Below are 23,052 nucleotides of genomic sequence, written 5' to 3' on the forward strand. Positions count from 1 at the left end.
GAGTTGATCCAGACAGGGGTTCTGGTCCTGAAGTTTTGATAAGTTATCACACCAATCTTATCAGGCTGTATGACTAATCATAAAGGACCTCCATTGTGAACACTCTCAACCGTCGTGATTTCCCCGGTGCGTGCTACCCTGAACGTATCATCCAGTTTGGCGAAGGTAACTTCCTGCGCGCGTTCGTTGACTGGCAAATCGACCTCTTAAACGAGCATACCGATCTCAATGCCGGTGTGGTGATTGTGCGGCCGATCCAGAGCGATTTTCCGCCGTCGCTGAGCACCCAGGAAGGTCTGTATACCACGATTATTCGTGGTCTGAATGAGCAGGGAGAAGCGGTAAGCGATGCGCGTCTTATTCGTTCCGTAAATCGTGAAATCAGCGTCTACAGCCAGTACGATGAATTTCTGAAGCTCGCCCATAACCCGGACATGCGGTTTGTCTTCTCCAATACCACGGAAGCGGGCATCAGCTATCATGCGGGCGATAAGTATGACGATGCGCCTGCTGCCAGCTATCCGGCCAAACTGACGCGTCTGCTGTTCGAACGCTTTACCCACTTTAACGGGGCTGCGGATAAAGGCTGGATCATTATTCCTTGTGAGCTTATCGACTACAACGGCGATGCCCTGCGTGAACTGGTGCTACGTTATGCACAGGAGTGGGCACTGCCGGCGGCATTCATTGCGTGGCTGAATGATGCTAACACTTTCTGTTCGACGCTGGTTGACCGCATTGTTACCGGCTATCCGCGTGATGAGGTGGCAGAGCTGGAAGCTGGTCTGGGCTATCAAGACTGCTTCCTCGACACGGCAGAACATTTCTATCTGTTTGTTATTCAGGGGCCAAAATCACTTGCAGCAGAACTGCGCCTGGATAAATACTCGCTTAACGTCCTGATTGTTGACGATATTAAACCGTATAAAGAGCGTAAGGTGGCGATCCTCAACGGCGCGCACACGGCGCTGGTTCCGGTCGCTTTTCAGGCCGGCCTGGATACGGTAGGGGAAGCCATGAACGACGCGGAAATTTGCGCGTTCGTCGAGAAGGCTATTTATGAGGAAATTATTCCCGTCCTGGATCTGCCGCGCGACGAGCTGCACTCCTTCGCCAGTGCCGTAACGGGGCGTTTCCGTAATCCGTACATTAAGCATCAGCTGCTGTCGATTGCACTGAACGGGATGACCAAGTACCGCACCCGCATTCTGCCGCAACTGCTGGCAGGGCAGAAGGCGACCGGCAAACTGCCAGCACGTCTGACCTTTGCTCTGGCGGCGCTGATTGCATTTTACCGTGCCGAGCGCAACGGTGAGCGCTATCCGGTGCAGGACGATGCGCACTGGCTTGAGCGTTACCAGCAGCTGTGGACGCAACATCACGACAAACAGGTCACTACCCGTGAACTGGTATCGTCGGTGTTAAGCGTGAGCGAGCACTGGGAACAGGATCTCACTCTGGTGAACGGACTGGTAGAACAGGTTGCGCTGGATCTGGATGCAATTTTAAGCAAAGGCATGCGCGATGCGGTGAAACCGCTCTGCTAATCATAATGCCCGGCGTTGGCCGGGTTTTTTAAAGACCCTATTTAGTTACAACATACTATCCGTTCTTTTTTTAGAACGCACTTGCGGCACCGTGCGGTTCAGGCTTAACAGGTCAGAAAATGCAATGAACTATTAACATGCTTGCAACCGTGAGGGGGATCACGTTTAATAGCCGCGCTCTTTACTTTTCTGAAGCTGATTATGATTGTTCGTCCTCAACAGCACTGGCTGCAACTGATTTTTGTCTGGCATGGTTCGGTACTTCCCAAAATTTATACCCGACTGCTGCTTAACTTCCTGCTTTCCATCGCCGTGATTGTCATGCTGCCGTGGTACACCTCGCTGGGTATCCGGTTTACCGTCGCGCCGTTCAGCATTCTGGGTGTGGCTATCGCCATCTTCCTGGGGTTTCGCAATAACGCCTGTTATTCGCGCTACGTTGAGGCGCGTCTGCTTTGGGGGCAGTTGATGATAGCGGCGCGCTCGCTGTTTCGCGAGGTAAAAAACACCTTGCCGGATGATAAACATCTTGGAGAGTTTGTCCGCCTGCAAATCGCGTTTGCTAACTGTCTGCGAATGACTCTACGCAGAGAAACCAATGCCGATCAGCTGTCCCGCTATCTGGCTCCAGACGATTTACGCAAAGTGATGGACGCCAACTCGCCGGCGAACCGTATCCTGCTGATCATGGGGGAGTGGCTGGCCGTGCGGCGGCGTAGCGGGCACCTTTCAGACATTCTGTTTCACAGCCTCAACAACCGCCTGAATGATATGTCCATCGTGCTGGCTGGCTGTGAGCGTATCGCCAATACGCCAGTCCCGTTTGCCTATACGCTGATCCTGCACCGGACGGTGTATCTGTTCTGCATTATGCTGCCGTTTGCGCTGGTCGTTGATCTGCATTACATGACGCCCTTTGTCTCTGCACTGATTTCCTACACCTTTATCTCGCTGGACACGCTGGCGGAAGAGCTGGAAGATCCGTTTGGAACGGAAGATAACGATCTGCCGCTGGACGCCATCTGCAACATGATGGAGCGCGATCTGTTGCAGATGAACGATGAAGAGAACATACCTGAAAGACTGATGCCGGATAAGCATTATCAGCTGACCTGACGGGCATTCCACTCGTCGCGGGTGATTTCCCACAGCTCCGAATCCAGCAAACCGCTGACATAGGCTTTCTTCTCCGTCCTGATGAGCCGCATGCCGCTGCTGTCTGAAATACGTCGGGAGCGGCTGTTTGCAGCCGCTTTCGGCGCGCGCAACACCGGTTTGTTAAGCGTATTGAACCAGTAATCCGTGGCCGCAATGCTCGCCTCGCGCATATATCCCTGGCCCTGAAATTCCGGCGCGAGCCAGAACCCCCTGTTGTTGTCCTCCACGTCATACAATCAAATCAACCCCATCAGTTCGTCAGTCGCTTCGCGACGGCGAATCGTCCAGAACCACGCAATCCCTTTGGCCATATCGGGCAGTGCAACGTTGTTGACATAATTTTCTGCACCGTTTTCCGGGTAGGGCCAGGGGACTGAAGCCACCATATAGCGGACAATCTCCCAGCGCGGATAGCGTTGCTGGATCTGGACGGCATCTTCTGCAATCAGGGGGCGTAATATCAGGCGCTCGGTGGTAAGCGTGGGTATGGTCATCCGCTGATCTCCATAATTAAGCGTTATGCTTTTGTTTGGGTTCTGGTATTTTCATCAATATCACATTCTATTTGGTCGTGCTTTTGTTATTCAGGTTTATCCATAAAAGGGGTTATATGATGCTGAGAAAAGCCAGGCCCGAAGAAGCCGAAACACTCTGGCACGTCCGTAACGAAGCGATTCGCCATGGCTGCAAAATCTAGTGGGTTTTGCCATGCTGGGTGAAAATACGCATTACTCGCGTATGGCCGACGCGCATTTACGCTGTATTGAAATGGCAATTGATTTGTAAGGTCAGAACAGATGACGCTAACCGTACGTCCTTTATGCACAGATGATTACCCACAATGGCGACCGCTGTGGGATGGCTATACCCATTTTTATGAGTGCTACCTTGACGAGTCCGTTACCGCGGCCACCTGGGACAGGGCGCTCGCAGATTCATCATCTCTGTTTTGCCGTGTCGTGGAGAAGGACGGCCGCGTCATCGGCTTCGCCATGTGCGTCCTGCATGAAGGGACCTGGTCAACCGCGCCCGTTTGCTATCTGGAAGATCTGTTTGTTGAAGCTGCCGAACGTGGCGCAGGGGCGGGTAAAGCGCTTATCGACGCCCTGATCGATGAAGGCAAGCGGGAAGGGTGGTCAAAACTCTACTGGGTAACCCGCATGAACAATCCGGCGCGTAAGCTGTATGATCACTATGGTGAAGCCGACGATTACGTCCGGTACCGAATCTCGCTTTAGTCGTTTAATACCTGGGTTTGTATCACACTGTATCTGCCTCTGTGATACATACACAGGTATGCAATAAAACCGCATCCGCACACATCTCCTGTACAAACGCATGGTGTTATATCTCCGTCAACTGAACTTACCCGGAGATAACATCATGTTTAATAAACTCGCATACTCAGCCGTCGCCCTGACCGTATCACTTGGCACCGTGATGTCCTGCCAGGCAGAAGCGACGGGTAAGGATTACGCGTCGGCCTTTAACCAGGTTAAACAGATTAACGCTGGCGATTTGAACGTCGGTTACGTCGATATCGGGCCAAAAGAGGGGCAACCGGTGATCCTGCTGCATGGCTGGCCGTACGACATTCACAGTTATGCAGAAGTGGCCCCCGCGCTGGCCGCGAAGGGGTATCGTGTCATTGTGCCGTCCCTGCGCGGGTACGGCACCACACGCTTTATTTCTGATAAAACGCCGCGAAACGGCCAGCCTTCGGCAATGGCAAAAGACATCGTCAACCTGATGGACGCCCTGAATATCAAACAGGCGGTGTTTGCCGGTTATGACTGGGGGGCGCGTACGGCAGATATCGTTGCAGCGCTCTGGCCGGAACGGGTGAAATCGCTGGTCTCGGTAAGTGGCTACCTGATCAGCAGCCAGGCGATTGGCAAACAGCCTTTACCGCCGAAGGCAGAGGTTCAGTGGTGGTATCAGTTCTATTTCGCCACGCCGCGCGGGGCGGAGGGCTATGCTAAAAATACGCACGATTTTGCCCGGTTGATCTGGTCCCAGGCTTCGCCTGACTGGAAATTCAGCGATGCCACCTTCAATGCCAGCGCCAAATCCCTCGATAACCCGGACCACGTTGCCGTCACGCTCAGTAATTACCGCTGGCGTCTGGGGCTGGAGAAGGGTGAGCAGAAATATGACGCCTACGAACAAAAGCTAGCTACGCTGCCGAATATTACGGTGCCGACCATCACCATCGAGGGTGGTAACAACGGAGCACCACATCCTGCACCCGCAGCCTATGCGGGGAAATTCACCGGAAAATATGAGCACCGTACTTTCGGCGCAACGGTTGGCCACAACCCGCCGCAGGAAGATCCGCAGGACTTTGTTAAAGCCGTTGTCGACGCGGATAAGCTCTGATATGTGCTATTTTCAATCCGTTACCTCTTAATCAGGAGCCTGCGGTGGAGCATATTGATCACATCCTTGTCGTCGATGACGACAGGGATATTCGTGAACTGATTGTCGATTACCTCGTGAAATCCGGTTACCACGCCTCTGGCGCGGCGAACGGGAAAGAGATGCGCGTAGTGCTCGACAAACAGCATATCGACCTGGTGGTGCTGGACGTGATGATGCCCGGCGATGATGGCCTGACGCTGTGTCGACAGCTGCGCAGCAGCAGGCATAAGGATCTGCCGATCCTGATGCTCACCGCGCGCAACGAGGACACGGACCGGATCCTGGGACTGGAGATGGGCGCCGACGATTATGTGGTGAAACCGTTTGTGGCCCGCGAACTGCTGGCGCGTATCAAAGCTATCCTGCGTCGTTTTCGTACTATGCCGCCTAATCTTCAGGTGACCGAGGCAGGGCGCCTGGTGGTGTTCGGTGAATGGCAACTGGATACCGTGGCGCGTCATCTGATTGATAACGAGGGGATGGTTGTGGCGCTCAGCGGGGCGGAATATCGCCTTTTGCGCGTATTCCTCGATCATCCTCAACGGGTGCTGACCCGCGATCAGCTGCTGAATTTGACGCAGGGACGTGATGCCGAGCTGTTTGAGCGTTCGATTGATCTCCTGGTGAGCCGCGTGCGACAGCGCCTGAATGAAGATGCCCGCACGCCGGCCTACATTAAAACCGTTCGCAGCGAAGGCTACGTTTTTACCATGCCGGTGACCATCGTCGAGGCCAATGAATGACGCTGTGGCCCCGCACCTTACTGGCCCGGCTGCTGATCATTGTGCTGCTTGGACTCTTACTGGCTAACGCGCTCAGCCTGACGCTGGTCATGGTTGAGCGAATGCACAGCGCGCGCACGGTTATGCTGGGCAATCTTGAGAATGACGTGGCGACCAGCGTGGCCATTCTCGACCGGCTTCCGGCCAAAGAGCGGCCAGAGTGGCTGGAACGGCTCAGTCGCGGTAATTATCGTTATATCCTTGGCCCCGGCGAGGCAGGCGCCGCACCAACGGACAAGCGCTCGCGGGATGCAATTCGCACCCTGAAAGAGACGCTTTCAGCCCAATATCCGCTCCAGTTTACGGCGGTGCCAGGGCCGATCTCCCATATTCAGGCCCATCTGACGCTCCGCGACGGCGCACCGCTCACTATCGATCTGATCCCGCGCATGCCGCCTGTCGCCAGCTGGTTACCCGTGGTGCTAGTTCTTCAGCTGTTACTTGTCGCGCTCTGCTCCTGGATTGCCGTACGCCAGGTTGTCCGGCCTTTCCTGCAATTCACGCGTGCGGTTGATTCCCTCAATCCTGCGGCCCATTCACCGATGACTGAAAAAGGACCGGTTGAAGTGCGCCAGGCTGCACACGCTTTTAATGAGATGCAGTCGCGGATACAAACGTATCTGCGTGAACGCGCGCAGATTCTGGCGTCCATTTCTCACGATCTCCAGACGCCCATCACGCGAATGAAGCTGCGGATCGAAATGGCAGATCAGCCCGAACTCCGCGATAAGCTGCTGAGCGACCTGGATAATATGTCGCGCCTGGTACGGGAGGGGATTGCCTATGCCCGGTCATCAGAATCACTGGAAGAGACCACGCTGAAGCTGGAGCTGAACGCGTGGGTTAACAGCATCGCCAGTGATTATCAGGACATTGGTAAAAACGTGCAGTTTCATGCACGCAATGCGCGTCTGCCGATCGTTACTCGTCCACAGGCATTGCGCAGGGTAATGACCAATCTGCTGGATAATGCGCTCAAGTTTGGCGATAGCGCGGTTATAGAGATTGATGAAGATGAAAGGCAGGTAGCGATCCGCATTATGGATAACGGCCCCGGCATCCCGGAGGCAGAACTGGAGGCGGTGTTACAGCCGTTCTACCGGGTTGAAACGTCGCGCAACCGCGAAACGGGCGGCACCGGGTTAGGCCTCGCCATTGCCGCGCAGCTCACCGCCCAGCTTGACGGGAAATTGCATATTGCAAACCGGGCAGAGGGCGGGTTGGCCGTAAGCGTGACTCTTCCGCGCGGTTAATTGTACGCCTGTGTATCTGCACCCCATGCCGATACGCAGGCAGACAAAATTCAGCTTTTCGCACACGGCCTGAACACATTCGTACGGTCAAATAACCTCACTGCACCTTCGCAGCAACCGTATCGTGAGGTCGTTATGTTTCTGATAATCGCTTTTTTGGGCGGCATGATTAGCCTGCTCAGTCCGTGCACGCTTCCCGTCATTCCTCTGCTGTTCGCTGGCTTTCAGGGGCAGCGCAAACACATTCTGGCGCTTCTGGCGGGAATGATTGTGATGTTCACGTTGGTGGCGATGGTAGTAACGGTTGCCAGCGAGTGGATCGCTGACGCCACCGTTATCGGTCGCTGGATTGCGCTGCTGATACTGAGCATTGCCGCCCTGGCTCTGATCTTCCCGCAGTTTGCTCAGCGCATTGCCCGTCCGGCGGTCAGTGCGGGAAACGTTCTCAACACCCACAGCGTTCAGCGACGCGGCCTGGTTTCGGCTTTTCTGGCAGGGCTGGCCGTTGGACTTCTGTGGTCCCCCTGTGCCGGACCGATTCTCGGGGCGATCTTCAGCATTAATATTGCGGGCCACTCGGCCATCGCAACCGGAGCGCTGTTAGCCGCTTACGGCAGTGGATGCGCGTTGATGCTGGGGCTGCTTGTCGCGGGGGGCCGTAAGCTGATAACCCCTCTGAGAGCCAAATCCGCATTGATGGCGCGTTTGCGTCAGGGAGCGGGAGTGATGATGTTAGCTGCCGTTGCGTTCAACGCCAGCGGGATGACCTCAGCCCTGAAAGGTGCCAACGGTATTGCCGACCAGCTGGAAAACGCTCTGTTGAGCCTTGCGCAACCATCCTCCACGCAGGTGAAACTGCAACCAGTCGCTGACGCAACAACGAGCGGCCAGCTACCATCATTAAGCGGCGGTACGGGCTGGGTAAACGGTGACCCTGTCACGTCTGAGGCCTTGCGGGGGAAAGTTGTGCTTATCGATTTCTGGACCTGGGACTGTATCAACTGCCAGCATACCCTTCCGCATGTTCGAGACTGGGCGAAGAAATATGAGTCACAAGGTCTGGTGGTGATTGGCGTCCATACCCCGGAATACCCCTGGGAAAAGCCGTTATCATCGGTGAAAAACGCGGTCAATAAATGGCAGCTGCCGTACCGCGTAGTGACGGATAATAACTACAAAATCTGGAGCGCGTTCGGAAATCAGTACTGGCCAGCGCATTACTATTTCGATGCGAAAGGGCAACTGCGTTACACCGCGTTTGGCGAAGGTAACTACGACAAGCAGGAGGCCGTGATTCAGCAGTTGCTCAAGGAAGCGCGTTCCTGATCCGGCTTACGGAACCCGCTGAGCCACCATAAACAGGCGCGGAAAAGCCAGCAGTATCTGCCCGTTCTCCTGGAGCGGATACTGCTCTTCCAGCAGCTCAAGGTAGCGTTTCAGATAGTTTTTCTGCTCGCTTTCGTTGAGTTCCTGTAACCACGGCCGTAACCCCGTCGCGCTGACCCAGTCAATAATCGCCTGATGAGAGCTCATCTGATGGAAGTAGGTGGTGCGCCAGATATCCACGTCACATCCCGCTTCCGTCAGAATATCGTAGTAGGCATGGATACCCGGCAATGGCTCGCGGCCACGATCGGGGTAGCCCTGTTCCCAGGCAACTTCACGCATCAGGGCGTGCGTCGGCTCAAGCCAGTTGTCAGGCATTTGCACCGCCAGCACGCCGTTTAACTGGAGCAGTGAAACCAGGTGTGGCAGAAGGTGGTAATGGTCCGGGATCCATTGCAATGAGGCGTTGGCGTAGATCAGGCTGAGCGGCTGGTCAGGTTTGTAGTGCCGGATATCCGCCTCAACAAAGTGGCAGTCTGGCAGGGCCTGTCGGGCTTCCTCCAGCATGGCCGGGGAGTTATCCACGCCGGCGATCTGCGCAGAAGGCCAGCGCTGTTTCAGCAGCGCGGTGCTGTTGCCTGGCCCGCAGCCCAAATCCACGGCTGAGGTTATGTCAGCAAGCGGCACCCGGGCCAGTAACTCAGCGGCGGGACGTGTGCGTTCTGCGCTGTACTGTAGATAAAGAGAGGGATCCCAGTCGGCCATTTTCGCATCTCCATGTTGAGGTGTTCAGCAAGAATAGCACAGGCAAATACCTGCGCCGGGGCAGGTATCTGGCTAATGGTGAGATTATAAAATGCCTTTGAGGGCCAGGTGATAGAGCAGCATGATGGTTTTTCCGTCGACGATCTGCCCATTTTCAATGCCCCGAAGCGCGTCGTCCAGCGTCATTTCCAGCACGTCGATATCTTCCCCCTCAGCTTTAACGCCGCCGCCCGCGCTGGTCCGATCCTGCGGATGATATTCCGCCAGATAGAAGTAGAGTTTCTCGGTAACCGAGCCCGGGCTCATATAGGCCTCAAAAATTTTCTCTACGCGCGTCACCTTAAACCCGGTTTCTTCTTCCGCTTCGGCCTTAATCCGGCTTTCCGGGTCAAGGTTATCGAGCAACCCGGCGGCCGCCTCAATGAGATCCTCTTCGTGACCATTGATAAACACCGGGAAACGGAACTGACGCGTCAGAATGACGGTTTTGCTGTCGCGATTATAGAGCAGGATCGTCGCGCCATTCCCCCGGTCATACACTTCACGCTCTTGCCGCTGCCAGTCGCCATCGCTGCGCTGGAGGTCAAAAGTGTATTTTTTCAGGTTATACCAGTTGTCGGACAACGTTTCGCTGTTGATGATGCGTATATCTGCACGTTTTGATTGCACGTTTGTCTCTCCTCTCGTAGAGTAAGCATCATAAACAGCACTATCGTGCAAATACAAGACATATCGTGCAACATCAGGAATAAATCATGCTTACAAGCCAGCGTAAACAGTTGATTCTGGAAAAACTGGAGGCGGAAGGCCAGGTCCAGTCAACTGCGCTCAGCCTCTTTTTCTCGGTGTCTGAGGACACTATCCGCCGGGATTTACGTGAACTGGCGGCAGAAGGGCGTTTGCAGCGTGTTCACGGCGGTGCACTGCCAGCATCTTCAGCGATTGCGCCTTTTGCCGAGCGTCAGTCCGTCAAAATGGATGCAAAAAAACGCGTGGCACGGCGAGGCGCGCAGCTCATTTCACCGGGGCAGGTGGTGATCATTGATGGCGGGACGACCACCTCCGAACTTATTACATTCTTGCCACCCGATTTACCGATAACCGTGGTGACGCACAGCCCGGGTATCGCATTGGGTCTGGTCGGCCATCCGAGCATAGAGGTGATCCTGATCGGTGGTCGTTTGTATAAACACTCCATCGTCACGGTCGGCGCGGCCGCAATTGAAGGCATCAATAATATTCATGCGGATCTGTTTTTCATGGGTGTCACCGGCGTGCATCCTGAGGCCGGGCTGACCACCGGAGATTATGAAGAAGCGTGCATCAAACGTGCATTTTCCGGCAGAGCGGCGGAAACGGTGGTACTGGCCTCACCGGAAAAGATCAACACGGCCTCGGCGTTCGTGATTGGCGACCTGTCGCTGGTGAATACGCTGGTTGTTGAAAACACAACGGATGAACGCTGGGTGAGCGCCATGAAAGAAAAGGGCGTTACGGTGATCGCAAGCCAGTAAATATCCGCTTTTTTGCCAGCCTGACCGCCAGGCTGTCAAACAGACAAAGGTTATCCTTCACGCGGATTTCTAGACTAAGGCTTTCATCTGTTTAAGGACAAGCCATGAAAGCGATCTCCATTCTGGCGTGTGGCGCGGACCCAACCGCGCAACGCCTGTCAACGTCTGCCATTCAGCAGGCCATAAACAGTGCTCAAGAGAACGATGTCATTGTTATTCCGCAAGGCCGTTTTCTGACCGGCGCACTGTTTCTGAAAAGCGGTGTTTCGCTTCGCCTGGATGCTGGCGCACAGCTCGTTGGAAGCCAGGATCTGGCTGATTATCCCCTGATAAACACCCGGGTGGCCGGCATTGATATGCGCTGGCCGGCAGGCATTATTAATATCATTGATTGTGAAAACGTCAGCATTACCGGTACAGGCACGATAGACGGGCAGGGTGTCATCTGGTGGCAACGCTTCTGGGGCGATGACGAACGCAGCGGCATGGTTGGCGATTACAGCGCCAGAGGATTACGCTGGGTGGTTGATTACGACTGTCAGCGCCCGCGCAATATCCTGGTCTTTGAAAGCCAGAACATTCTGCTGCGTGATTTTACCAGTCGGGAGTCCGGATTCTGGAACATACACCTCTGTTATTCGCGCCGTATCGCGGTTGAGGGTGTGCAAATCAGCAATTCTGCGGGGCCGAGCACCGACGGGATTGACGTCGACTCCTGCGAACAGGCGCGGATTGAACGCTGCATTGTGTCCTGCAATGACGACAATATTTGCATCAAATCTGGACGAGGACGCGAAGCGGCGCAAAAAGCACGTACCGCGCGGGATATAGTGATTCGAGGATGTACGCTGAATAAGGGATCCGGGATCACGCTGGGGAGTGAAACTTCAGGTGGCATTGAACGCGTCCTGATAGAAGATAACGCGTTTAACGGAACGGGCGTCGGGTTTCGCATTAAGTCGGCCCGCAACCGTGGCGGGTTTATCCGTGATATCACCGTCCAAAATTTACGTCTTACGGACGTACGTTTTCCGGTGCTGATCCAGCTGAACTGGTTTCCGCAGTACAGCTATGGCGACCAGAGCAATTTATCTGATAAACCAGAACACTGGCGCAAGCTGGCTGAAGGTGTTGAGGGCGAAGCCGGTCTTACTGAGGTCAGCGGACTGACGATTAAAAATATGACGGCGCGTCGCTCAGACAACAAATATTTCTCGCGGGCATTTTTCATTGCGGGGTATCCGGAGCGTCCTGTGGCCGGGTTAACGCTGGAGGGGATTTTTATTGACGCGACAGAGTTTGGGAAAATTTCCGGTGTGGATGGGTTGCGCTTTCAGGATGTGCAGGTGACCGCCGTAGAGAACACGCAAGACTGTAACGACAGTTATGAACGTTGATGGCATAGAATCTATGGGCATAATTCGCTGAATGAGCAGAACTAAGGCTGGGCCCGAAACGGCTGGATTTGTTCTTAATTAATCTTAGTGCGCATAATGTATATTATGTTAAATTTAGTCCGTCGGTCATTTAGTTCATAACCGGCCACAGGATACGATTAATCATACACTTACCTACCCCTCTATCTTCTTCTTGCAGGACGTTATGTTTGTCGGTTACTTTGTTCATATCCACACCATTGATAAGGTTAAGTGCCGCGTGTTCATACTTACACAACTCAATATCAACCAACGGCAGCGTTTATGGGCACTGATGGATACTCACACGCGCCAGCCGCTTTTATATCCGTTAATATATCTTATCGACCATCTTGCTTTGCGTTCATCAGCCACGCAATCCGCTTCACTTCAAGCGCTCAAGTTTTTCTATGAATTCTGGCACCAGAAACATGGTGTGACTTTTTGCTTCAGTTTCTATTCCTCGAACCACAATCCATTGATTGCCATTGATGAACTTACAGCCTTTTTTCATTATCTGGAAAATACGAATTTATATGTACCAGCGTTAACCATAAGGTCTACTACGCAGACCACGCCTCAACGTTGTACAAATATCAGGCATGTACATTCGGTTATTCGTTTTATCAGATATTTGATTAACACGTATATCTCGCCGAGATATATAGATGGCACGCCTAAAGAGCTTACACGACTTGCCACGCAGTTAACGGGACGTTTATCGATACATAAGGCAGAATTCCGTACTCTTACCCATTCTCGTCAGATGAACAATGGCACGACCCATAAACGCTTTCGAAGTCTGACTGCTGAGATGGTCATGGCTTTTTACCAAATCATTACACCCGGTTCAATTTCAAAGAAAAACCCACTCAATCCCTTCCCCGCTGGTGAAATCCAGCTACGTAATTTTCTGATTTGCAGATTGCTTTTAAATTACGGATTGCGTGTCAGTGAATTACTGCTTTTGGAGTGTCATTCGATCAAACCAAATCTCCGAGGGGATCAGTTCAGCCTGATTGTGACCACAGTAGATGACGACGTTTCGGATCAACGAAAAAGATTGCCTTCATTAAAAAATGTTTATGCAAACCGGGTGCTGGCATTAGATAAACTGGACTTTCATTTTCTAAATATATATATCCATAAAATCCGCCCTCAAGCCTCCCATAGTTTTCTGTTCACTTCCACCCAAAGACTACATCCGCCACTGTCATACCATGCAGTCTATGATATCTTTACCCGTATTGATGACATTATGAGTGTGCAGTATCCTGAATATAAAAAAGATGAATATTATGATGCCATTGAAAGCATCTCGCCTCATATAACGCGGCATACTTGGGCTTATTTAACACTTCAACGTATTTATCGTGATAAACTTCAAAAAATTAAGGCCAACTCACACTTGGCAGCCATAGACTTTTCTATCGTTGGATTGATGGATGAAGCCAAGGATGAATTACGGCTACTTGGCGGTTGGAGTCACAATAGCCATATGCCTGATCTTTACGCTAAAAGATTTCTATCTCAGCAGGCTAATACGGCCAATCTTCAGCGAATTGTGATTGATAACGAAGCCCTGAAATCAACCTTTTCCCATGTATGCGATGAATGGAGTGCATATGAGTCGAATCAATAAACAGTTAAATGCGTCGAACAGCAACATTTACACACCTGTATTTGTTGAGAGTATTTTAAAGGTTAATATACCAGTTAGTATTTATCTTAAATCGGCAGATCATTTTGATGACAAATATATCAGCTCAACAAGTGACAGTTGGGTATTCGATTATTCAGGAAGCCGCTGCTATGCCCACTTTCGTCAGGATAAAATCAGCAACCAATTAATCAAATATATTTGCTTCCATTATGCATCTGCCAAGTGTCCAGCTCAGGTTCCTGGGCTACTCCATGCGTGGTCTTTGGCAACTGATCATTGCATAAGCAAATCTGCTTTCACTTTTACGGTGTTGAAAGATTACCTCGAAACTCAGGAAATTAAACCTCAATATTTCTACTTTATCATTTTCGGCCTAAAAATCCTCTGTACCGAAGCATTCCCTGGTTTTACCCTCGAAGATTATGAAGACCTCGAATTCATCCCTCGCCCGCACTCCCATGACTGGGGAATCTATCAGGAAATTGATCATGTTCTGGATCCCCTCGAAAAAAACATGATCAGTAAAGGCTTGTTTGAAATGGCTGTGGCGATTCGGTATGGCGAAAACTACAGTCTGAACACCATGCGAGATGCAGTAATTCTGGGACTGACGTATGTCACCGGTGCCCGACCGGTACAACTGGCCAAGCTGGCGGTAAAAGATTTACGTATTGATACCCGAAACTCCGAAACCGGATTAATACGATATAGCTTACTCCTTCCTTACGCCAAACAGCGGCACGTAACGACTGAACGTCTGTTTTTGGCGATTCCAGCTGAAATCGGCGCGTTGATTAGGCACTATATCGAGCGAGCGCAACTAAAACCTGATGGCAAGCTATTTGAATTTAGTAACTCTGCACCGTTTAATGTGTCCAGAGCGATTAACAAGGCCTTCCTCTGTTTCAGTCCGCCAGATTATCAGGCAGCCGTAAAGCGTGGCGAAGCGGCTTTGCCAACCATTACCCCGACCGACTTGCGCCACAACGTGGGGCATTCACTGGCTATGCAAGGGGTCAGCGCCGAGGAAATTGCGCATATTCTGGGACATAGCTCCCTTACTGTTGCCAAGTATTACATTCTGGCGACGCCTGCACTGGCACTGATTCGAGCCAAAGCATTGGGTATCAATCCGGTATGGCAAAACATGGTGGCTATGATGTTGACTGGTGAACTGACCTCTTCAACGAAATGGCAAGACCAGCGCGTGGTCGGCATAATCGGTGATGAGTTGCATGATGGGATTGGCGGTTGCTCCAGAGATGATGGCAAATGCCCATTCAGTGAAGTACGCTGCTGCTACGGTTGCCTGTATTTCCGCCCCTTTACTGATGGTGACCATCAGGCGGTGCTGGAGAGTGTAGTTAAAGAAGTCGATGAATTGATTTCCATTTCAGACAGTGTTGGTAACGCCCGCAATCCACTTATTTCAATCCATGAAACCACACAATTTGAAATTCAATCCGTGATTGCTCGTTGCCGCTTTCATCAGGAAAAAGGCGGTGTGCGATGAAAAAACACTTTGCGCAGTTTTACGCCTTTATCACCGAGCAACAAAGCTGGTTTGAACAGCATCTGGCAGCAGACTTCGAGCAGTCATGGGATGATCCTGTTTGGGTCTGCGGTAGCAATGGAAGTGGTTGGTTACGTGGCAATGGCAAAAATAAATTACGCTTTGATGAAATCGGCCGTACCAAAGGTATTGAGGGGCGTCATGCCGTGGCAGAAGACTATGCCCGGTTTATGAAAGCCCTGCTGGTACTGGTGTATCGGAGGCGAAATCGTAGTATATCCCCAGCGGTGGCTGTGGCAACACTCATGATTTTAAAGCGCTGGTACCACTCACTATTTGAGGTGACCGGGCAAACCCACCCAGTGTATCTAACCACAGGGGTAATTCAACGATCGATGGATAACCTCAGCGCAGCTTCATCTCTAGGGGACCCCAATACCGCCAATTACAAAGGACGCTGTGTCAGTCTGCAAAAACTGGTTAATCACCAGTCATTCACACTGGTGACATTGCAATATGTATCCGATGGGCAATATACCAATCAAACAAACCTCACTCGTAAAGCCCGGGAAACCATGGCGCTGAAACAGCAGGCCAAGCTGTCTGATACCACTACCGATGGTGAAGATGCGTTGATTACCATTCGCGGATTTCTGAACATAGTTGCATTAATCCAGCGGGTGGAAAGTGATGCTGAGAAAATCGCGTTAAATTGCCTGTTGTTATTGGTTATTACCGGCTTTCGCTCCATTGAAGCGTTTAATCTCAGACAGGATGCCCTGTTTAAACGCCAGATTGATGATCCGGCACTCTGCAAACGGTTTCAGGACAAGGGATTACCCGATTATTTTCTTGGTATCCGTTATGTTGGTGTCAAAGGTGCTGGGGAGCGAACGCATTGGGTAGAACCGCTGGCAGTACCGCTGGTCGAGAGTATATTCAGTACCGTTAAAATGTTGACCGCACCAATACGCAGCCATCTTACCTATCTACGGGCAAAATCTTTTGCTGATTACCTGCCACAGGCCATCAGCAACATGCCCGGTGAACAAGTCGAACTGGATGATGTGGTGAAGTACATCACCCAAACTACCTCAAGTTTTCGGGGCCGGGCAGGACAACGGGACAAAACATCCAAAGCCCTTAGCAAAAGAGGTGTGCTGCCCGCTCAAGAAATACCAGGGCCGAAAAACAGCAAAGCTATCTATTATTCCAAGACTGATCTTAATCATTACATCAAGACCGAATTTGGCCTGACGAATGCCAACGAACCCTGTACACACGCCTGGATGGAAAATGGCAAACGCTACCAAGTTAACTACGAGGACCTGCTATTTCTACACGAGAAGGGTTCGCTGGCATTAAAGCGCACACTGGCTTTGCTGGCTACACCGATACCCTTCACTAACACACTTATGAATAAATTTTTAGGCAACGTTGAGCCTGATGGATCAGTATTCAGCAAATATCAATTACTGGAGGAGGATGGTACCTCCACGCGGATGCGTACCCACATTCCCCGGCACAACATCAATACCTTTCTTGCCATTGCGGAAATCTCTGACCACTTACAGGCAATGCTGATGGGGCGAGTGGACATCACGCAGAATCAGCACTATCAACATCTGGCGCTTGCAGGACGGCGAAAAGCAGCCTCGTTGATGCCCTTGCAGCCGATATCGACAGCACTAACTGCCACGCCCTATTCGTCCTCCGTTGCTACGCCACTGGATATCGTCAAACAGACCGGCCAACTGGCGGCCACGGAACACATGGCAATGGATAATACCATCAAAGCCAACCTGCATACTTTTGACGATCGGGATGATGTAGCCAGATTCATCGAGGCGTCATTTGCTGAGGGTCTATTTGAAGATGTTGCTGCCGCCTTTGAAGAAATCCGCACCGCAGAAGGACCAGAGCAAGCCTCTGCTATGGTGGCAAGGCATGCCGTGCTGTATCCGCTGAAATTTGGCTCTTGTATGCGGGAAGTTAACCTCTGGGGATGTCCTTATCGACTGAAATGCCAAAGTGCTGCCTTTTGTGAACATTTCACGCTGACAGGCCGGATGGATGAGCTACCCAATCTGATCGCCAAAAAACAGGCGTTACAGAAAGCATATTCTAAGTTAACACAACTTACACAACGTCAGCCTGACTACCAGACCAGACTGGCCGACATCGAAAAACGGTTACATCAACTCAAGGCAATACAAGCACAATGGCAGCGTCGAGCTAAAACTCAACAACTAGTTGCTACGGAGAATGTGCTGTCTGGTGAAGTAATTACCGAGGGCAAAGTCCGTACACTAGCCCAGCTTTTTGCACTTGAATACCAACAATTGATGAAGGAGAACGACTGATGCGCGGCAAGGAACTGGACACACTACTCGAACACGAATTACAACTAATGCTGGTTGAAGGCTTTGACAAGTCCCCTATTTCTGCCAAAGCCTTGCATATTCGGCTCAGGGCAAAAGGTATCGTTAATGGTGGTTTAAGCACGCTGAGCAGCCTGGAGCGAAAACGCCTAATTGCTGCCTATATTGATCAGCAACTTAGTCCATTGAATTTACGGCCAAAAGAAAAACAGCAATACGTTAACCGTAAAACCCGTCAGGCCTTACTGGCCAGAAACCAGCAGTTGCAGGCTGAAGTAAGTGAATTGCGAGACCAATTAGCGCAAAATACCCTTTCGTTGATAGAAATTGTCAAAGCGGTAAAAATCAATTCGATTATACCGGTGGAAAGTCTGTTGGCCAACCATGTGATTCGGGAACTACATAAGTCGTCATAATTCTGACATGGAAGATTTAGCCGACAGCTTCCCGGTTGTCGGCGGAATGCTGGTTGTATTGATAAACATATATTGGGCTCCCTCATTTGAGTTTGTTATCTGAGAGGGCGTCTCCCACTGTAATGCCCTGCTTGGTTCATTGCATCAGGGTAATGCTACACTTTCGTTACCTTCAAAAAGTTCAGTCGCTTTATATGTAATATCATTTTTTGTCAGCATGCTTTTCGCCTGGATGCCTTTTGAGTGCTTCGATAAGATTACTTCGCTCTTCCTCTGTCATCCGGGATATGAGTAATGCAAGTTCAGCTGTGGTCTGATCATCACAAAAAAAGTAGTTCAACGGCACGTTTAACTCTGCCGCCATCCGTCGAAGCGTATCAATATCGGGGACATGGCGCCCTTTCTCATAATGATTCATACGACTGCTAGCCGAAGCGGGATCAAACCCAACAAGGAGGCCCAATGAGCGCTGTGATAAACCCGCCCTGCATCTCGCTTCCTTAAGTCTTTCTGGTATCGGATTTTTTTCAGACACTGATTCATCTTCATTGGCCTCGAATGCTTAGATTGTCTAAGTATCTGCCATTGTTGTATACTTAGCAATCCTAAGTTAACTGCCTTGTTTTAGTCATATGAATAGTCGAGTATCCAACCCTGAGTCGTACATATTTTCTGCAATAATCTATATTGGTAAAGATAACTTCACCAGTAACGATGTGGCTCAAATTCTTATCGAGCGATTTTCACTTCCGAAAAGTTATTTTAAGGCAAAAGCTTTTGCTTATAACCAAATTCAGTGTTTAGTTAGAAAAGGATTATTGAGTAAAGTCAGAAAATCAGGCGCGTATCAATATGTATACTCAGTCACATCTGAATTCAATGTCGTAAAGGAAAGCGTAGAGTTAATTGAGGTACCCAAAAAAAATTCCTGTCAACTTGTTTTAAGTGCTACCAGCCATGAATACAGAAATGTAAATATTCAAATAAGAACTCTTATTGAAAAATACAGCAGCGAGTTGGAAAAAGTATCAGGAGCAAAGGAGATTTATGAAGAATTGATAATTGCCGTGCCGAGCAGGGAAAATGAATTCAGGAAGCTTTCTCTCGAGCAAGAGAAAAAGCAAATTAAGATAAATGAAAAAATAAACACATTAATTGGAATTTTTAATAAAACTATTGCAATAAGGCAATGACTTTTAAAAACATTTAAAGTTAAATAAGTCCATGAAAGAGAGAGGGCAAAGCAGAGTCCGCCCTCTCTCTTCATCCCCTGATAAGCCTCATTACAATGAGGTTAACAGCGTACACCACTATATGCTAGTCCTTAATAAATATAATCCCAGCCAGCGCGAGATGCAACCTTTAAAATTTGAGCAGTACTAGTTAAACAACGAGTTCATCCTTACACCTTGTAAGCTGTAAAGTAATAAAACATCTTACAGGCTGTTTTTTACGAGGAGTGAATTTATTATGAAGTAATCGACATGGCCACCTACTTATGGATACTATTTTTCCCGTTAGACTTCTTAGCCAGTTACGTCCACTTTTAATTGGTTTTCGTAAATCAAAAGGATTAACTCAAAGAGAATTATCTGCCATGTTGGGTGTAACTCAGCAGACTTATGCTCGCCTTGAGGCAAATCCTTCAAAAGCAAGTTTTGAGCGTCTATACAAAGTGTTACATATTTTAGGGGTGGAGATTTCGCTCAGTTCTGCACCGCTTTCAACTTATACAAAGCCTGCAAATTTTGTAGAAAAGGAGGCTGATTCACCGGCAAGGCGTGAGAAATGGTGATAGAAGCAAGCCTATTTGATAGGCCTGGACGTCAGCCATCGCCTTTAAGCATTTGATCTGTTCCCCATTGATCAACTCAGACTGTTTAGCAACGCCCGATTCTGGCTCGGTGCGGATAAATTGACCAACTTGAATGTCCGCTGTGAGCGAACAGCGGAAGTTCGCATATGGTTTTAGCCTGATAAAGGCATTACTTAAAGGGTGATGTGGTAGATACTTACCACCCGTAATAGCGTATCGTTTTCTTTTACAAGCCGAATAGCAGTGCCCTCAATCGCAGGAGTGATTATGAATGCTAGCGAGATTTTCGTTTCAGTCGATATTGAAACATCCGGCCCGGTCCCGGGATTATTTAGTCTGCTTTCCATTGGGGCCTGTCTGGTGCATGCGCCCGACGTGCGTTTTTATGCCGAGTTGAAGCCTGACTGCACTGGCTTTGATCCTGAGGCGCTGGCAGTGACGGGATTTAACCTTCAGGCACTGGCTACCACCGGCATAGCCCCCGCGGACGCCATGCTTCAGTTATCCACCTGGCTCACATCCCACCTTCAACCGAGCCAGAAGCCGGTCTTTACGGGACTGAATGCCCCCTTTGACTGGTCATTCATCAATTACTACTTCCATAAATATACGGGGAACAACCCATTTGGCTTCAGTGCATTAGATATTAAAGCTTACTTTATGGGGGCAACAGGCTGTACGTGGTCTGAGACCAAATCATCAATGATGACACAGCGTTTATCTGCCAAAGGAAGACCCAGCCATAATGCTCTGGATGATGCATTATTTCAGGCAGAGCTTTTTGCGTTGATGCAAAATAAAGGGTCTTGATGAATTGGGTCCGTTAAGGCCGCGACAAGGATGCTGTATACACTGCCTCCTGATACCTGCCCTCCCGAAATATCCAGGCTTTAATGCCTGTGGTCGATGGTGACGTGCCGACAATCACCGCCACGGGATGGGGAAGATCACGTGCATTTTGCCTCGCGAATCGCGCAAAACTGGCAATGTCAGTCCCTGAGATGTGAGGAACTGCCTGCGGATGCGTATGCCAGTATCCAACCAGGCGCAATCCCTTCCTGTTTGCGTTCTCGATTTCAGTGCGGCAGCGATCGTTGTTCAGTTCGAGCCACGTTCTGCCAGCGCGGTCCGCAGGATGTGGCGCTGAAGCATGACACAGTACAATACCGCCGGGATTGGCGGGATCGACAAACAGCTGCCCGCCTCGCTCATTTTCTCCCTGTGACTGCCGGTAGTGACCGAACATCTCAGAGACCTGCCGCCCAACCTGCAGCTCCGCATTCATATCCGGCCAGGCCCAGCACCATGCTATTTCATTCATGCGTTTTGCCCGGGTTTCGGCCAGTTACGTTCAAAAACACTATGGACAACTCCTTCAGGAAGTACAGGTCCCGTATAGCGTCCCCCCAACACTCCGGCCTCATCAGGGCGATACACACTGGAATGCCATTGAGTGACATCCCCTACAGTAGTCAGGTAACGTATTGCGGCCTGAGTGACCATTGTTGCAACACCATTCATTCCCGCCGAGCCTCCCGGTATAAAACTTTCACCACAGGCAGGAAGAGGCACAACGCCCCCATCCGGCCAGTCGGTAAACCGGTGCCTGAAGTCACCTCTGTCGCTAAAAAGATATCTTGCATCAAAGCGGCCTTCAGGTGCGATCAGTGCATGCCCGACAAGTGTATGCGGCTCACTCCAGGCCTGTATCAGCCCCCATTTCGCTCCGGAGGCTTTCTTTTCCCAGAGGGCAGACTCTGATTCCCAGTCCGCTGTCGTGATAATAACCAGATCAACATCCTCGAAAATATCGGGTTTTTGACCCATAACCCATTCGATGTATGTATCCAGCGCGGTGACATCAAGCACAGGCAGATCCTGAAGCAGACGATGGCGCATGGCCTGAGACTTAAATTTGCCTAAATCCTCAGCACCCAGCATATGCCGCCCCAGATTGGGTGACTCCAGTCTGTCAGGATCAATAAGGGTCAGCCTGCCCAGACCGGCCCTGGCGAGTTGAATACTCACAGCAGATCCCAGCGACCCTACACCGACAAAGACAACATGCGAGTTCTCAAGTGTTTTTGCTGTGTTGCTTCGATCCCGTGAAAAAAATGCCCCACGATCAATAACGTTCACACGCGATGACAGAATACTGGCCGGAGGTCCTTCTTTCTTTAACCCGGACTGACGGCGTGAGGATCTCAGGCCGTAAAAATGTGTACGGTCTGTTTCCTTCTTTCTGGTGCACAGGTTAACAGTAAATCTTGCCGCCCCGTCCCCACCCGGTAATGCCATGACAACCCATCGGGAAAGCAAAGTACTACTCTTTTCTGACCATTTAGACATCGCGGACAGGGATTCTTCAGAAATATGGGGAGCAAGCCATTCGAGAAACGCGTGAGGTTCAGGCACCTTAATGCCAGGGAAAGACGTCAGTTTGACAAAGAAACCTGCTTCATGGGGGCTTCTTATCACAACCGAACGGCCAGTGGCACGTCTGAAATGCTGGCGGATAGCGTTCTTGTCAGACGAAACCCATACCGGGTTGAGGCCAGTATGACCGGTATACCTCGGATCGCTTACAACATACAAAACTGAACCCGATTCAGGCTCCCCCAAAAGAATCAGGTTACGTGCCGACCGTTTAAGCTGCCAGAGCCAGTAAGTGGAAATTTCATTCTGAAACTCCGTCTCCCGCCGTGCAGGATCTGCGTTTTCCAGAGAAAAAGACACAATGCTCGCAAAACGGGATAAGCTGTCCTGAACAATTTTCTCAGGTGAGCCCGTAACGGGCTTTTCCCTGAATCCATGGAGACACAACCCGGACGTCATGGCATGGGGCCAGACTAACCACGGTGAAGGTTCAACCTGAAGGCTAGGGGATTCAGACGGGAAATCGTTGGGAAAACCAATCCGTAGTCTCCGCTCAAGGCCGGTGTAATCAACGGGTAAAGGAAAATAAAAGGCGACCGCCTCACCGACCCGCAGTTCAGCGGGCCTGAGAAGAGCCGAAGCATTGTCCGCGCCCAGATAGTCTTTAAGGGCGGAAATGCCCCGTTGTATCATCTCATCCTTCATA

Annotated in this window: 21 protein-coding genes and 1 pseudogene; 16 read left to right on the forward strand and 6 right to left on the reverse strand. The window is 50.8% G+C overall.

Annotation, left to right across the window (positions count from 1 at the left end; translation table 11 throughout):
* Positions 1 to 95: 95 nt before the first annotated feature.
* Both SK47_RS10220 and SK47_RS10225 read left to right on the forward strand, forming a co-directional pair.
* A complete protein-coding gene (locus SK47_RS10220; RefSeq protein ID WP_048244074.1) occupies positions 96 to 1,547 on the forward strand; it encodes a tagaturonate reductase in 1,452 nt (483 codons plus the stop codon).
* Between the two features lie 201 nt (positions 1,548 to 1,748).
* Positions 1,749 to 2,663 carry a bestrophin family protein gene (locus SK47_RS10225; protein WP_003857155.1) on the forward strand — a complete coding sequence of 305 codons (915 nt, stop codon included), beginning with the start codon at positions 1,749 to 1,751 and terminating at the stop codon, positions 2,661 to 2,663.
* Here SK47_RS10225 and SK47_RS10230 read toward each other — a convergent pair.
* Positions 2,651 to 3,199, reverse strand: a pseudogene (locus SK47_RS10230) (GNAT family N-acetyltransferase). The gene SK47_RS10225 and the pseudogene SK47_RS10230 overlap by 13 nt on opposite strands.
* A 303-nt stretch (positions 3,200 to 3,502) precedes the next feature.
* Here SK47_RS10230 and SK47_RS10235 point away from each other — a divergent pair.
* The 5 genes from SK47_RS10235 to SK47_RS10255 all read left to right on the forward strand — a co-directional run bounded on the left by SK47_RS10235 (position 3,503) and on the right by SK47_RS10255 (position 8,487).
* Positions 3,503 to 3,943 (forward strand): GNAT family N-acetyltransferase, encoded by a 441-nt coding sequence (locus SK47_RS10235; RefSeq protein WP_045342945.1) that lies wholly within the window; start codon positions 3,503 to 3,505, stop codon positions 3,941 to 3,943.
* A 145-nt stretch (positions 3,944 to 4,088) separates the two neighbouring features.
* The gene (locus SK47_RS10240; protein WP_003857149.1) at positions 4,089 to 5,084 is read left to right on the forward strand and encodes an alpha/beta fold hydrolase; all 996 of its coding nucleotides are present in this window, start codon (positions 4,089 to 4,091) and stop codon (positions 5,082 to 5,084) included.
* A 44-nt stretch (positions 5,085 to 5,128) separates the two neighbouring features.
* A complete protein-coding gene (locus SK47_RS10245) occupies positions 5,129 to 5,869 on the forward strand; it encodes a response regulator (RefSeq protein ID WP_022651194.1) in 741 nt (246 codons plus the stop codon).
* Positions 5,866 to 7,161 carry an ATP-binding protein gene (locus SK47_RS10250; RefSeq protein WP_048244076.1) on the forward strand — a complete coding sequence of 432 codons (1,296 nt, stop codon included), beginning with the start codon at positions 5,866 to 5,868 and terminating at the stop codon, positions 7,159 to 7,161. Before SK47_RS10245 ends, SK47_RS10250 begins: the two co-directional genes overlap by 4 nt.
* Before the next feature lie 135 nt (positions 7,162 to 7,296).
* Positions 7,297 to 8,487, forward strand: a complete 1,191-nt coding sequence (locus tag SK47_RS10255) for a cytochrome c biogenesis protein/redoxin (protein WP_048244078.1) — start codon at positions 7,297 to 7,299, stop codon at positions 8,485 to 8,487.
* Between the two features lie 6 nt (positions 8,488 to 8,493).
* Here the strand turns inward: SK47_RS10255 and tam are convergent, their stop codons facing one another.
* Together tam and SK47_RS10265 are read right to left on the reverse strand one after the other, a co-directional pair.
* Positions 8,494 to 9,252, reverse strand: a complete 759-nt coding sequence (gene tam, locus SK47_RS10260; RefSeq protein ID WP_023314159.1) for a trans-aconitate 2-methyltransferase — start codon at positions 9,250 to 9,252, stop codon at positions 8,494 to 8,496.
* 84 nt (positions 9,253 to 9,336) lie between these two features.
* A complete protein-coding gene (locus tag SK47_RS10265) occupies positions 9,337 to 9,921 on the reverse strand; it encodes an NUDIX hydrolase (protein WP_001190898.1) in 585 nt (194 codons plus the stop codon).
* 86 nt (positions 9,922 to 10,007) lie between these two features.
* On the opposite strand from SK47_RS10265, the gene SK47_RS10270 reads away from it, so the two are divergent.
* The 6 genes from SK47_RS10270 (at position 10,008) to SK47_RS10295 (ending at position 18,154) form a co-directional block, all read left to right on the forward strand.
* Positions 10,008 to 10,766 carry a DeoR/GlpR family DNA-binding transcription regulator gene (locus tag SK47_RS10270; protein ID WP_003857136.1) on the forward strand — a complete coding sequence of 253 codons (759 nt, stop codon included), beginning with the start codon at positions 10,008 to 10,010 and terminating at the stop codon, positions 10,764 to 10,766.
* Between the two features lie 104 nt (positions 10,767 to 10,870).
* On the forward strand, positions 10,871 to 12,163 hold the full coding sequence (locus SK47_RS10275; protein ID WP_045896810.1) for a glycoside hydrolase family 28 protein: 1,293 nt from the start codon (positions 10,871 to 10,873) through the stop codon (positions 12,161 to 12,163).
* Positions 12,164 to 12,422: 259 nt separating this feature from the next.
* Positions 12,423 to 13,823 (forward strand): site-specific integrase, encoded by a 1,401-nt coding sequence (locus tag SK47_RS24085; protein ID WP_232927500.1) that lies wholly within the window; start codon positions 12,423 to 12,425, stop codon positions 13,821 to 13,823.
* Complete coding sequence (locus SK47_RS10285) at positions 13,807 to 15,357, forward strand: site-specific integrase (protein ID WP_048244080.1); 1,551 nt, start codon at positions 13,807 to 13,809, stop codon at positions 15,355 to 15,357. Before SK47_RS24085 ends, SK47_RS10285 begins: the two co-directional genes overlap by 17 nt.
* The gene (locus SK47_RS10290) at positions 15,354 to 17,720 is read left to right on the forward strand and encodes a hypothetical protein (RefSeq protein ID WP_001556591.1); all 2,367 of its coding nucleotides are present in this window, start codon (positions 15,354 to 15,356) and stop codon (positions 17,718 to 17,720) included. The genes SK47_RS10285 and SK47_RS10290 overlap by 4 nt, the downstream gene beginning before the upstream one ends.
* Positions 17,720 to 18,154: a hypothetical protein gene (locus SK47_RS10295; protein WP_001214166.1), complete on the forward strand. Its 435-nt coding sequence runs from the start codon at positions 17,720 to 17,722 to the stop codon at positions 18,152 to 18,154. The genes SK47_RS10290 and SK47_RS10295 overlap by 1 nt, the downstream gene beginning before the upstream one ends.
* A gap of 202 nt (positions 18,155 to 18,356) precedes the next feature.
* Here the strand turns inward: SK47_RS10295 and SK47_RS10300 are convergent, their stop codons facing one another.
* A complete protein-coding gene (locus tag SK47_RS10300) occupies positions 18,357 to 18,689 on the reverse strand; it encodes a helix-turn-helix domain-containing protein (RefSeq protein ID WP_001446018.1) in 333 nt (110 codons plus the stop codon).
* A gap of 97 nt (positions 18,690 to 18,786) precedes the next feature.
* Here SK47_RS10300 and SK47_RS10305 point away from each other — a divergent pair, with 97 nt between their 5' ends.
* The 3 genes from SK47_RS10305 to SK47_RS10310 all read left to right on the forward strand — a co-directional run bounded on the left by SK47_RS10305 (position 18,787) and on the right by SK47_RS10310 (position 20,780).
* A complete protein-coding gene (locus SK47_RS10305; RefSeq protein ID WP_001088742.1) occupies positions 18,787 to 19,347 on the forward strand; it encodes a hypothetical protein in 561 nt (186 codons plus the stop codon).
* A 305-nt stretch (positions 19,348 to 19,652) separates the two neighbouring features.
* Positions 19,653 to 19,949 carry a helix-turn-helix transcriptional regulator gene (locus SK47_RS23150; RefSeq protein WP_075262092.1) on the forward strand — a complete coding sequence of 99 codons (297 nt, stop codon included), beginning with the start codon at positions 19,653 to 19,655 and terminating at the stop codon, positions 19,947 to 19,949.
* Positions 19,950 to 20,237: 288 nt separating this feature from the next.
* The gene (locus SK47_RS10310) at positions 20,238 to 20,780 is read left to right on the forward strand and encodes a 3'-5' exonuclease (protein WP_000994210.1); all 543 of its coding nucleotides are present in this window, start codon (positions 20,238 to 20,240) and stop codon (positions 20,778 to 20,780) included.
* Positions 20,781 to 20,793: 13 nt separating this feature from the next.
* Here SK47_RS10310 and SK47_RS10315 read toward each other — a convergent pair whose 3' ends face one another.
* Positions 20,794 to 21,291 carry a Mov34/MPN/PAD-1 family protein gene (locus SK47_RS10315; protein ID WP_001002160.1) on the reverse strand — a complete coding sequence of 166 codons (498 nt, stop codon included), beginning with the start codon at positions 21,289 to 21,291 and terminating at the stop codon, positions 20,794 to 20,796.
* Entirely contained in the window at positions 21,288 to 23,051 is a 1,764-nt protein-coding gene (locus SK47_RS10320) for a HesA/MoeB/ThiF family protein (protein ID WP_014640894.1), read from the reverse strand. The genes SK47_RS10315 and SK47_RS10320 overlap by 4 nt, the downstream gene beginning before the upstream one ends.
* Position 23,052 lies beyond the last annotated feature (1 nt).

The sequence above is a fragment of the Enterobacter sp. BWH52 genome (assembly GCF_001037565.1).
Lineage (GTDB): Bacteria > Pseudomonadota > Gammaproteobacteria > Enterobacterales > Enterobacteriaceae > Enterobacter > Enterobacter hormaechei_C.